The sequence below is a fragment of the Cellulosimicrobium sp. RS genome, from assembly GCF_046159675.1.
GTDB lineage: Bacteria > Actinomycetota > Actinomycetes > Actinomycetales > Cellulomonadaceae > Cellulosimicrobium > Cellulosimicrobium funkei.
The window spans coordinates 492,332-503,187 of record NZ_JBJXVU010000002.1; the positions used below are offsets into that span (position 1 = coordinate 492,332).

Annotated in this window: 11 protein-coding genes; 7 read left to right on the forward strand and 4 right to left on the reverse strand. The window is 75.0% G+C overall.

The window, feature by feature from the left end; all coding sequences use genetic code 11:
• Positions 1 to 9 precede the first annotated feature (9 nt).
• On the reverse strand, positions 10 to 381 hold the full coding sequence (locus ACI769_RS05385; RefSeq protein ID WP_034655283.1) for an HNH endonuclease: 372 nt from the start codon (positions 379 to 381) through the stop codon (positions 10 to 12).
• A gap of 175 nt (positions 382 to 556) precedes the next feature.
• Between ACI769_RS05385 and ACI769_RS05390 the strand changes: the two genes are divergently transcribed.
• From ACI769_RS05390 to ACI769_RS05415, 6 genes are all read left to right on the forward strand, one after another.
• A complete protein-coding gene (locus ACI769_RS05390; RefSeq protein WP_232322633.1) occupies positions 557 to 928 on the forward strand; it encodes a PadR family transcriptional regulator in 372 nt (123 codons plus the stop codon).
• The gene (locus ACI769_RS05395; RefSeq protein ID WP_085386635.1) at positions 925 to 1,545 is read left to right on the forward strand and encodes a hypothetical protein; all 621 of its coding nucleotides are present in this window, start codon (positions 925 to 927) and stop codon (positions 1,543 to 1,545) included. The genes ACI769_RS05390 and ACI769_RS05395 overlap by 4 nt, the downstream gene beginning before the upstream one ends.
• Positions 1,546 to 1,723: 178 nt before the next feature.
• Positions 1,724 to 2,011 carry a phosphoribosylformylglycinamidine synthase subunit PurS gene (gene purS / locus ACI769_RS05400; RefSeq protein WP_021483374.1) on the forward strand — a complete coding sequence of 96 codons (288 nt, stop codon included), beginning with the start codon at positions 1,724 to 1,726 and terminating at the stop codon, positions 2,009 to 2,011.
• Positions 2,011 to 2,730, forward strand: a complete 720-nt coding sequence (gene purQ / locus ACI769_RS05405; RefSeq protein ID WP_034654359.1) for a phosphoribosylformylglycinamidine synthase subunit PurQ — start codon at positions 2,011 to 2,013, stop codon at positions 2,728 to 2,730. Before purS ends, purQ begins: the two co-directional genes overlap by 1 nt.
• A complete protein-coding gene (locus ACI769_RS05410; protein WP_051028523.1) occupies positions 2,727 to 3,884 on the forward strand; it encodes a GNAT family N-acetyltransferase in 1,158 nt (385 codons plus the stop codon). The genes purQ and ACI769_RS05410 overlap by 4 nt, the downstream gene beginning before the upstream one ends.
• Positions 3,885 to 3,942: 58 nt before the next feature.
• Complete coding sequence (locus ACI769_RS05415) at positions 3,943 to 4,257, forward strand: hypothetical protein (protein WP_043658871.1); 315 nt, start codon at positions 3,943 to 3,945, stop codon at positions 4,255 to 4,257.
• On the opposite strand, the gene ACI769_RS05420 is transcribed toward ACI769_RS05415, so the two are convergent.
• Genes ACI769_RS05420 through ACI769_RS05430 form a run of 3 tightly spaced genes read right to left on the reverse strand, consistent with a single transcriptional unit; the run spans position 4,244 to position 6,646 of the window.
• On the reverse strand, positions 4,244 to 5,116 hold the full coding sequence (locus ACI769_RS05420; RefSeq protein ID WP_034654364.1) for an LLM class flavin-dependent oxidoreductase: 873 nt from the start codon (positions 5,114 to 5,116) through the stop codon (positions 4,244 to 4,246). The genes ACI769_RS05415 and ACI769_RS05420 overlap by 14 nt on opposite strands.
• A 29-nt stretch (positions 5,117 to 5,145) precedes the next feature.
• Positions 5,146 to 6,156: an MBL fold metallo-hydrolase gene (locus ACI769_RS05425; protein WP_409141283.1), complete on the reverse strand. Its 1,011-nt coding sequence runs from the start codon at positions 6,154 to 6,156 to the stop codon at positions 5,146 to 5,148.
• Between the two features lies 1 nt (position 6,157).
• On the reverse strand, positions 6,158 to 6,646 hold the full coding sequence (locus ACI769_RS05430; protein ID WP_409141284.1) for a hypothetical protein: 489 nt from the start codon (positions 6,644 to 6,646) through the stop codon (positions 6,158 to 6,160).
• Positions 6,647 to 7,266: 620 nt separating this feature from the next.
• Here ACI769_RS05430 and ACI769_RS05435 point away from each other — a divergent pair.
• Positions 7,267 to 10,818 carry a GH92 family glycosyl hydrolase gene (locus tag ACI769_RS05435; RefSeq protein WP_409141285.1) on the forward strand — a complete coding sequence of 1,184 codons (3,552 nt, stop codon included), beginning with the start codon at positions 7,267 to 7,269 and terminating at the stop codon, positions 10,816 to 10,818.
• Positions 10,819 to 10,856 lie beyond the last annotated feature (38 nt).

Genomic DNA, 10,856 nt, shown 5'->3' on the forward strand with positions numbered 1-10,856 from the left:
CCTGACGCCTCACGCCGTCCGGAGGGTGCCGGGCCGGAGGTAGGTGTGCCCGCTCGGCGCGGTCCACCGTACCGACCCGTCGGCGAGCAGCGCCGGGCGCCAGCCGTCGCGTGCGCGGACGACCCGGTGGTGGCGGCACAGGGCGACGAGGTTGTCGGCCCCGTGCGCGGACTCCGCGTCGTCGTCCATCCCGGTGCCGGTGCCCGTGCCTGTGACCGGCCGCGGGGCGACCACGTGGTCGAGGTCGCAGCGGAACGCCGGTACGCGGCAGCCCGGGAAGACGCACGTCCCGTCGCGCGCGAGGACGCGGGCCACGGTGGCCGGCGCGGGCCGTGAACGGCCGCGGTCGATCGTCGGGACGGGTGCTGCCGGTGCGTCCATGGGGAGCCTCCGTGCGTCGTCGGGCGAGGTGTCGTGCGAGGGCGGGGAAGGGGCAGGACCCCGCCCTCGCACCGTGCTCGAGCGTGCGTCTCGAACACGTGTTCGAGACTAGCCCCACCCTCCGACACGCGCCGGGCGCTTGCGCGCATAGGTCGCCGAGCGATATATATCGACCATGGTCTCCTCGGCCCCGTTCCGCATGACGGAGCAGGCGTACCTCGTGCTCCTCGCCCTCAGCGGGGAGCCGCTCCACGGATACGCCGTCATCCGGTCGGTGCGCGACCTCTCCGACGGCCGTACCCGCCTCGGCGCGGGCACCCTCTACGGGAACCTCGACCGTCTCGTCGCGGCCGGTCTCGTGGAGCCGACGGGCGAGGAGGTCGTCGACGGCCGACTGCGTCGCTACTACCGCGCGACCGACGACGGGCGCCGCGCCGCCCGCGCCGAGACCCTCCGCCTCGCCGAGCTCGCGGAGCGCGCGCGTCGGTCGCTCTCCCGCGGTGCCGGTCGGGGTGCCGCCGACGGTCTCGCCGGGAGCGGCGCGTGACCGGGCGGCGGGCCGCCGCCGACGGCGCGCAGCCCGGCCGCCCTGCCCGCGGGGCGCGCGGCGCCGACCGGTACGAGCGGTCCGCACGGATCTGGCTGCGCGCCTACCCCCGGCGCTGGCGCGACCTGCACGGGGACGAGGCGCTCGCCGTCCTGCTCGACCTGGCGCCCGAGCCGGACGACGGCGCCGCTCCCCGCGGCATCGGCGCCCGCGAGGCGTGGGGCCTCGTCCGCGCGGGGTGGGCGCTGCGGTGGCGCGAGCACCCGCCGCTCGGGCGCTGGCTGCTCTACCGGTCGCTCGACCTGCGGCTCCCCGCGCGGTACTGGTGGTGGGTCGCCGACGACATCCACGGGGCGCTCTACCCGTGGCGCGTCACCCTGGGCAGCCTGGGGAGCGCGCTGGCGATCCTCTACGGGTGGCCCGTCCTGAGCCACGTCCTCTTCTCGAACGACGTCAACCGGCCCGAGCTCTGGTTTGCGGTTCTCCTCATGGCGGTCTCGCTCCTGAGCGGGTTCCTGTTCCGGCGGTCCCACGTCGACCGGGCCTGGCGCAAGCACGTGCTCGACGGCAACATCCCGGTCGACACTCCGGACCGGCGCCGCGCCGCGGGCGGGTGAGCACGCCCGCTCACCGTGCGGACGCCCGACCGGGCGGGTGCGCGCGCCCGCTAGACTGAGCGCGGAATCCCGCCGTCGGCTCCCGCTCGTCCCGTCCCCCCCGGGCGTCCTCGACGCCCGTGACGTGGCCGGGATCCCGGAGCCCCGGCCCTCCCAACACTCTCGCCAAGGAGCCCCCGTGGGACGCGTCGTCGTCGAGGTCATGCCCAAGCCCGAGATCCTGGACCCGCAGGGCAAGGCCGTCGTCGGGGCGCTGCCGCGCCTCGGCTTCACCCAGTTCACGTCCGTCCGCCAGGGCAAGCGGTTCGAGCTCGAGGTCGAGGGCCCGGTGACGCCGGAGGTCCTGGCCGCCGCCGAGGAGGCCGCGGTGAAGCTCCTGTCGAACCCCGTCATCGAGGACGTCGTGCGCGTCGCCGACATCGAGACGGACGCCGCCGCGACGATCACGTCGCAGGGTCTCGCCTGATGACCGCCTCGGCTCTCGCGACGGCCACGGTCGGTGTCGTCACCTTCCCCGGCACGCTCGACGACCGCGACGCCGCGCGCGCGGTGCGCCTCGCGGGCGGCGAGGCCGTGTCGCTCTGGCACGCCGACGCCGACCTCCACGGCGTGGACGCGGTCGTCCTGCCCGGCGGCTTCTCCTACGGCGACTACCTGCGCGCGGGCGCGATCAGCCGCTTCGCGCCGGTCATGGAGTCGATCGTGGACGCCGCGAAGGGCGGCATGCCCGTGCTCGGCATCTGCAACGGCTTCCAGATCCTCACCGAGGCGCACCTGCTCCCGGGATCGATGGTCAAGAACGACCACCTGCACTTCGTGTGCCGCGAGCAGGTCCTCGTGGTCGAGAACGCCGACACCGCCTGGACGCGCGACTACACGGCCGGCCAGCGCATCACGATCCCGCTGAAGAACCAGGACGGGCAGTTCGTCGCCGACGAGCGGACGCTCGACGAGCTCGAGGCCGAGGGCCGCGTCGTCTTCCGCTACGACGGCTGGAACCCGAACGGGTCGCGCCGCGGCATCGCGGGCATCTCGAACGCGGCGGGCAACGTCGTCGGCCTCATGCCCCACCCGGAGCACGCCGTCGAGCCCGGCTTCGGCCCGGCCGCCGAGGCCGGCCCGCGCGCCGGCACCGACGGCCTCGGGTTCTTCACGTCCGTCCTGGGCGCGCTCGTCCGCGCGTGACGCTCCCGCGCGTCCTGCCCGACGCCGTCGGGCGCCCCGGGACCGGGGTCGTCACCGTGGCGACGGTCCCGGCGGACGACGCCGCGGCCGAGCGGCTGCGGTCGCGGCAGCAGGCGGAGCTCGCGGTGCGCTACGGCGAGCCCGACGCCGGCACGTTCGCCCCCGAGGCGGCGCTCGCGAACGTCGTGGTCCGGGAGGACGGCGAACCGGTCGCGTTCGTCGCGCTGCGCGACGTCTCCGGCACGCCGGACGGACGGGGCGGCACGCACCCCGCGCGGACCGGCGAGGTGAAGCGCCTGTACGTCGAGCCCGCCCACCGGGGTCGCGGGCACGCACGCACCGCGATGCGCGCGCTGCACGAGCGCGCGGTCGCCGCGGGCCTCGACCGGCTCGTGCTCGAGACGGGCACGCTCCAGCCGGAGTCCATCGACCTCTACCTCGCGCTCGGGTACGTGCCGATCGAGTCGTACGGCCACTACGCCGGGCAGCCGCTGTCGCGCTGCTTCGCGCTCGACCTGCGCGTGTCGCCCGCCGCTGCGTCGGATGCCGCCGGAGCGCGGACCGCCGCGCCGGATGCCACCGGACCGCGGGGCGCTGCGCCGGACGGCGCGGGGTCAGGGTCCGGCACCGCGGCGGGCGGCCCGGTCGTCGGGGGAGCCGCGGTCGAGCTCCGTGCCGTCCCGTGGGACGACCCCGACGCGGCCGCGCTGCGCCGCGAGATGCACGAGACGTCGTCGGCCGTCTTGTACCCGGAGCTCTTCGGCCGCCTCGACTCCGCCGGGGGGTTCGAAACCGTGGACGCGCACCTGGGAGTCGACGTCGTGGTGACCCTCGTGGCGTACCGGGACGGCGAGGCGCTCGGGTGCGCGTCGCTGCGACGGCCCGAGCCCGGCGCGCCGCAGGACGCGCTCGAGGTGAAGAAGGTGTTCGTGCGCGAGAGCGCGCGCCGCACGGGGACCGCGCGTCGGCTCCTCGACGGGCTGGAGACGGCGGCGCGTGAGCGCGGGACCTCCACGCTCTTGCTCGAGACGGGCATCCGCCAGCCCGGCGCCATCGCGCTCTACCGCTCGCTCGGCTTCCGTGCCGTCGCGCACTTCCCGCCCTACGACGGCGACAACCACGTCGCGCTGTGCTTCGCCAAGCCGCTGACCTGAGGCGATACCCCGCCGTGCCGCATATGACCGCGCTGTCCGGTTCCGCTAGGGTGGACCGGTGATCCCCCTCGCGTCCGGCGCCCACTCCGTGGCCTCCGTCGTCCTCGAGCTGCTCGGGTGGGTCTCCGCAGCCGTGACGCGGGTGCCCGGACGGATCGGTGCGCTCGCGGCGGAAGTGCGGGAGACCGCGGCGGGCTGGGGCCTCCCGGTCGGCGAGGTCACCGACCTCTACGCCGACTTCCCCGTCCGCCTCGCGCTCGCCGTCGGCGCCGTCGCTCTGGTGTGCGCGGTGGTCGCCCTCGTCCACGGCCTGCGGCAGCGGCCCGGCGCCGCGGGCACCGAGGGCGACACCGGGCGCGTCACCGAGAGCTGAGCAGCGGCGCGACCTCGTGGCCGAGGAAGCGCACGAACGTCTCGACGTCGGGCTCGTCCGCGGTCGGCTGGACCGCCACGGCCGTCGCGCCCGCCTCCGCGAGAGCCAGGACTCCCGCCGCCACCGCGTGGGCGTCGCCCGCGGCGCCGATGCCCCGACCGGGCTCCGCGCCCCACACCGGCAGCTCGCGGTCGACCCGTGCCTGCGCGTCCGGTCCCGTCGCCGCGATGAGCGTCGCGTGGACGTCGAACCCGGGGCCCGCGCCGCCCTCGCGCGCGACGGCCGCCGCACCCCGCACGTCTTCGGGGGTCAGCGCGTTCGTGAGGATGAGACCGTCGCCGAGCTCGCCGGCCAGCGCGAGCGTCCGCGGCCCGGACCCGCCCAGCCACAGCGGGACGGGCTCCGTGGGCGGCCAGTCGAGCCGGACGGCGTCGAGCGTGACGTACCGGCCGTCCGTCGTGACCTCCTCGCCCGCGAGCAGGCTCCGCAGCGCCGTCGCGTGCTCGCGCAGGAGCGTCAGCGGCGACGCGACGCGCACCCCCGCCTGCCCCATCCACTCCTGGACGCCGTGCCCGACCCCCGCGACGAGGCGACCGGGGAACATCCGCGCGAGCGTCGCGACCTCCATCGCCGTGATCGCCGTGCTGCGCAGCGGGGCGGGCATGAGCCCGATGCCGACGCGCACGCGGTCGGTCCACGCCAGGGCAGCGGCCGCCGAGGCGAGGCCGGACTGCTTGAAGCAGTCCTCCCACACCCAGAGGTCGTCGAGGCCGGCGTCCTCCGCCGTCGTCGCGAGCCGCCGCAGGCTCTCGGGTGCGTAGGTGGGCACGAACGCGATACCGAGCCGTGGTGTCGTCATCCCGTCATCGTGCACCGTGGCACCGACAGTCAGCCGTCGCGGCTCGGGGCGCCGGGGGTGTCGTCGGCCGCGTCCGCTCCGATGTCGGCGATCGTGCTGGTGCTGGTGCCGGTGCCGGTGCCCGCGTCGGTGTCTGGGCCGGCGAGGAACGCGAGCTGCGCGGCGACGGACTGCCGGGCGGCTCCTCGCACCGCAGGGTCGACGTCGGCGTAGACCCGCGCGACCACCTCGTCGACCGCGCCCGGCGCGTCTGGGGCCAGGCCGAGCGCGGTCAGCGCGGCCCGCACCTGGGCGAGACGCTCGTGACGGTGCTCCCGGTACGCGCGCACGCGCGCCGCGAGGTCGTCGACGACCGGACCGTGGCCGGGGAGGCCGGTCACCAGGCCTGGACCGCCCGCCACGGCCTCGATCGCGTCGAGGCTCGCGAGGTAGGCGCCGAGCGACCCGTCGGGCGCCGCGATCACCGTCGTCCCCGCCCCGAGCACCGTGTCGCCCGTGAGGATCGTCGTGCCCGACGGCGTCCGCGCGCCTTCGTCCGCCGCGGTCCCGGAGCCCGCGGTGCCGGTGCCGGAGCCCGCTGGGCCCGGGTCCGCCGTGCGGCGGGCGCGGTCGTCGGTCGAGGCGACCGGGCCGTCGTCGGGCAGGACGAGGCAGACCGAGTCTGCGGTGTGGCCGGGCGTGGCGAGGACCACGACCCGCAGGCCCGCGGCCTCGATCACCTCGCCGTCGCGCAGCGGCGCGCCGCCGTGGCAGTGGTCCGGGTCGGCGGCCCGCACGGGGGCGCCGGTGCGCGCGCGCAGGCCGGGGGACCCGGCCGTGTGGTCGGCGTGGCGGTGGGTCACGAGCACGAGCTCGACCGGCCCGGCGGCGGCGAGCGCGTCGAGGTGGGTCGCGTCGTCGGGCCCCGGGTCCACGACGACGCACGACGCCGAGCCCGGCGCGCGCAGCACGTACGAGCGCGTGCCGTCGAGCGTCATGGGGCCGGGGTTGTCCGCACGCAGGACGGCGGCGAGGCGCGTGACGGGCGTCGGGGCGCTCATGTCACGCGCGGTGCCGCAGGACCGCCGGGCGGCCCTCGTCGTCCCACTGGGCGAACCGCGCGTCGATCAGCGGCGCGACGAGCTCGTACGTCTCCCACGTGTCCGGGACGCGGTACACGTCCTCGGGCTCCCCGTCGCCGGGGCTCACGGCGTCCACGTAGTCCTCGAGGTACAGGCCGCCGTCGTCCTCGTCCTCGTCGTCGCCCGCGTAGTAGGCGCTCGCGAACGCGGCGCCGACGTCGTCGAGGTCGACGTCGACGAGCTTGCCGTCGCACGACTCGTGCACGAACGCGCCCGGCGTGGTGGTGCGCTCGCGCAGCGCAGCGAGCTCGTCCTCGGAGTCCTCCTCGAGCTCCGGGGACACGTGCCCCGCGAGCGCCGCCCACGCGAGGAACATGCCGATGTGCGTCGCGCCCGCCTCGGGACCGGCCTCGGGCGGGTAACCCTCGCCGTCGAAGTGCCAGGACGCGTCGTCGTACTTCGTGGTCATGCGCGCGACGCTACCGCGTCCTGCCGACGCCGCCGACGCCCACCACGACTGTCGAGATGCGGGCTACCTTGACCGATCCTGCGTCTGGTCAACCCGCAAGGGGCCGGCGGTCCGGCGTCCGCTCGGGGAAGATCTGGCATCAGTCAATCCTCGGCCTCGAGCAGCGCAGCGACGTGACGCTCTGCCCTGGTGAGGAGGACGCAGAAAGTGCGAAGGCGACGGCACCGCTCACGACCAGCGCGGCCACGCAGGCGGCACCGACTGCGCGGGTGCACGTCGGTGCGGACGGGGCCAGCGCCGTTGCACGGACGGTGGTCGGCCGTGGGCTGTCGAATGGCGGCGACCGACGGTGGGTCGTCGCGATGGCCTTGATAGCGCTGTCAACCTGTGCGAGGGTATGCCGCGGGGACCGGCGTCGTGGCCAGGCTCCGGCCTCCGAGTCATAGATGACCACCGACCCCACGCCGCCGTGGGACCAAGGGGAGCACCGCATGCGGAGAGACAGCGCTGTCAACGCTGATCGCGATCTATTCTCGAGCACCGGACCGTCACGCTCTCGCCCGTCGCGTCCCGGCGGGCGTCGGCGTCGCGCGGGCGCCGTCGTCGCGCTGACCACCGCGGTGAGCCTGGCGCTCCCGCTGACCGCGTACGCGGCGCCCGGGCTCGCGACGTCGCCCACGGCCACCGCCGGGACGGAGTCAGCGACGGGGTCCGACGCCGCCGCTGCGGTCGTCGACGGCCCGCTGGTCGACTACGTCAACCCGTTCATCGGGACCAAGGACGACGGCAACACCTACCCGGGGGCAGCCGTCCCGTTCGGCATGGTGCAGCTCTCGCCGGACAACGGCCACAACGTCGGGTACGACTACGACCGCACGTCGGTCCGCGGCTTCTCCCTCGTGCACCTGTCGGGCGTCGGCTGCGGGCTCGGCGGCCCGCTCCCCACGCTCCCGACGACGGGCGCGATCACCTCGACCGACTACGGCCAGTACGCCCTCGGCTTCACGCACGACGACGAGGAGGCCTCGCCCGGCTACTACCGCGTGGGTCTCCAGGCGCCGGAGGGCACGATCGAGGCCGAGCTCACCGCGACCGCGCGCACGGGCGTCCAGCGCTACACGTTCCCCGCGACGGCACAGGCCAACGTCCTGCTCAACGCGGGCCAGGCGCTCAACAGGGTCACGGAGTCCGACGTGCGCGTCGTCGACGACCGTACGGTCGAGACTCGCATCACCGTGCGCGGCTTCTGCCAGGACACCGAGCCGCAGACGATCTGGACCCGCACGACCTTCGACCGGCCCTTCGTCGCGCACGGCACGTGGGACGGCCAGGTCGTCACCGCGGGCGCGGACGCCGCGTCCGGCGGCGAGGGCCGTCGCGGCGCGTACGTCACGTTCGACACGACCGGCGGCGACCTCGACGTCGAGGCCGTCACCGCGATGAGCTACGTGGGCGCCGACGGCGCCGCGGCGAACCTCGCCGCGGAGGCCGGCACGTTCGACGCCGTGCACGACGCCGCGCGCTCGGCCTGGGAGGAGCGGCTCGGCCTCGTGCGGGTCGCGCAGGGCGACCCGGACGACCTGCGCACCTTCTACTCCTCGCTCTACCGCAGCTTCCTCGCGCCGAACGTCGGCTCCGACGTCGACGGGCGCTACCGCGGCTGGGACCAGGAGGTCCACGCCGCGGAACCGGACTTCACCTACTACCAGAACTACTCGCTCTGGGACACGTACCGCACCCAGCAGCAGCTCCTGTACCTGCTCGCGCCCGACGAGTCGGCCGACATGGCGCTCTCGCTCGTGCGCCAGGCCGAGCAGGGCGGCTGGCTGCCGCGTTGGGGCTACGGCATGGTCGAGACGAACATCATGACCGGCGACCCGGCGACGCCGTTCCTCGTCAGCGCGTGGCAGCAGGGCCTGCTCGACGGGCACGAGGACGAGGCGTACGCCGTCCTGCGGCAGAACGCGGACGGCGTGCCGCCCGGAGACTCGCCCTTCAACGGGCGCGCCGCGAACGTCGAGTACCTGCGTGACGGCTTCGTGCCCCACGAGCCGGCCCGGTCCGGCAAGCCCGGTGACTACGACCTGCAGCACGGCGGATCCGCGACCATGGAGTACGCGCTCGCGGACGCCATGCTCTCGACGATGGCGCGCGGCCTCGGCCACGACGAGGACGCCGACCGCTACGCGGCCCGCGGCCAGAGCTACCGCAACGTGTTCGACCCGCGCACGGAGAGCTTCCGGGCGCGCAACGCTGACGGCTTCTTCGTGGGCGATCCCGACCCTGCGCACTCGGACGGCTTTCACGAGGGCACCGCGGTGCAGTACCAGTGGCTCGTACCGCAGGACGTGCCGGGCCTGTTCGACCTCATGGGCGGGACCGACGCCGCGATCGAGCGCCTCGACGCGTTCTTCGCGTACGACGAGCTCGTCACCGACCCCGCGCGCGTCGCGAGCGAGGTCTGGGTCAACGGCACGTACGACTACTACGGCTGGGAGACCTACAACCCGAACAACGAGCCGAACCTTCACGCGCCGTACGTGTACCTGTGGACCGGTCAGCCGTGGAAGACGACGGACGTCGTGCGGGCCGCGGCGACGCTCTTCACCGACGGTCCCGACGGCGTGACGGGCAACGACGACCTCGGCACGATGTCGGCCTGGCACGTGCTGTCCTCGATCGGTGTGTACCCGATCGTGCCCGGTACCGACCTGTGGGGCCTGACGACGCCGCTCTTCGACGACGTCACGGTCACGCTCGACCCGGACGTGTTCGACCGGGACGCGCTGCACCTCACGGCGGACGGCGTCGCCCCCGACGCCCACTACACGCAGTCCGTCTCGCTCGGTGGCGAGCCGCTCGACCGCGCGTGGGTGACTGGCGACGAGCTGACCTCGGCGGGGTCGGTCGACGTCACCGTCGGTTCCGAGCCGTCGGCCTGGGCGACCGCGCCCGAGGCGTCGCCGGGCGCCGTCGTGCCCGCGGACGGCACGGTGGAGCGGCTGTTCGTCGGCGCGACGCCGCGTCAGCCGGTGCTCGCCCCGGGTGGGCAGACCGAGGTCGCCGTCCAGGTCGTCGCGCAGGGAGCGGGGACGTCCAGCGGGACGCTCGAGGTGGCGTCAGACGGCGCGGTCACCGCGACGACCGACCTCGCCGACTGGACCGCGGAGTCCGACGGCCTGCCGGCCACGGTCGAGGGCACGGTCACGCTCGCCGCGCCCGCGGACGCCGAGCCGGGTCTCCACACCGTGCGGCTCGTCGTGCGCGACGCCGCGGGAACCGAGGCGGTGCGCGAGGTGCAGGTCGTCGTCTCGGACGAGTCGTGGATCGAGGGCGCGTTCGACAACGTCGGCATCGGCGACGCCGGGGCGGCCAACGCGAACCTCGACGGCTCGGGCGCCTACCTCCTGCGCGACCTGCTCGCGGACCTCGGGGCCGTGCAGGGCCTCGAGCTCACCGTGCCGGGCACGGACCTGACCTACACGCTCGGGGCACCGTCGGCGGGGGCGCCCGACAACGTCGCCGCGAGCGGCGAGGTCATCGAGGTGCCCGAGCACCTGCGCTCGGCCCGCCACCTCTCGGTGGTCGGGACGAGCACGCACGGCACGCACGGGGGAGGCCTCGTGCTCGGGTTCGCGGACGGCACGTCGCAGACCGTCGACGTGCGGCTCAGCGACTGGTGCACGGGCTCGCCCGAGCCCGGCAACATCACGGTCGCGAAGGCCGGGGCGCGCGGCGACCGCGAGAACGTGCAGAAGATCGGATGCGGGCTCTACGCGACCGCGCCCGTCGCGATCCCGGAGGGCAAGGTCCTGACGTCGGTCACGCTGCCGAACGACGAGCGGTTCCACGTGTTCGCGATCGCGACCGACGCGACCGGGGTCGTCCCCGCGCCGCAGGTCGAGGTCACGGCGCAGGCCCGCTGCCTCGGCGGCAAGGCGTTCGTCGCGGTGCGCGCGCTCAACACCGGCGAGCGGCCCGCCGCGATCGAGCTCGCGACCCCGTACGGCTCGAAGCTCTACGGTGACGTGGCGCCTGGGGCGAACGCGTACCAGTCGTTCGCCACCCGCGCCGCCGCCGTCGAGGCGGGCGAGGTCACGGTGACCGTGACGACGCCCAACGGTGAGCCTCAGCAGGTCACGGCCGCGTACGACGCCGCCGCCTGCTCCTGATCGACGGTGGCGCGGGGCCGTACGGTCCCGCGCCACCG

What these genes read in the sequence shown, in the direction of transcription:
- ACI769_RS05390 (WP_232322633.1), top strand. Translation starts at nt 557, where the DNA reads ATGGTCTCCTCGGCCCCGTTCCGCATGACGGAGCAGGCGTACCTCGTG.
- ACI769_RS05425 (WP_409141283.1), bottom strand. Translation starts at nt 6,156, where the DNA reads ATGAGCGCCCCGACGCCCGTCACGCGCCTCGCCGCCGTCCTGCGTGCG.
- purQ (WP_034654359.1), top strand. Translation starts at nt 2,011, where the DNA reads ATGACCGCCTCGGCTCTCGCGACGGCCACGGTCGGTGTCGTCACCTTC.
- ACI769_RS05420 (WP_034654364.1), bottom strand. Translation starts at nt 5,116, where the DNA reads ATGACGACACCACGGCTCGGTATCGCGTTCGTGCCCACCTACGCACCC.
- ACI769_RS05385 (WP_034655283.1), bottom strand. Translation starts at nt 381, where the DNA reads ATGGACGCACCGGCAGCACCCGTCCCGACGATCGACCGCGGCCGTTCA.
- ACI769_RS05430 (WP_409141284.1), bottom strand. Translation starts at nt 6,646, where the DNA reads ATGACCACGAAGTACGACGACGCGTCCTGGCACTTCGACGGCGAGGGT.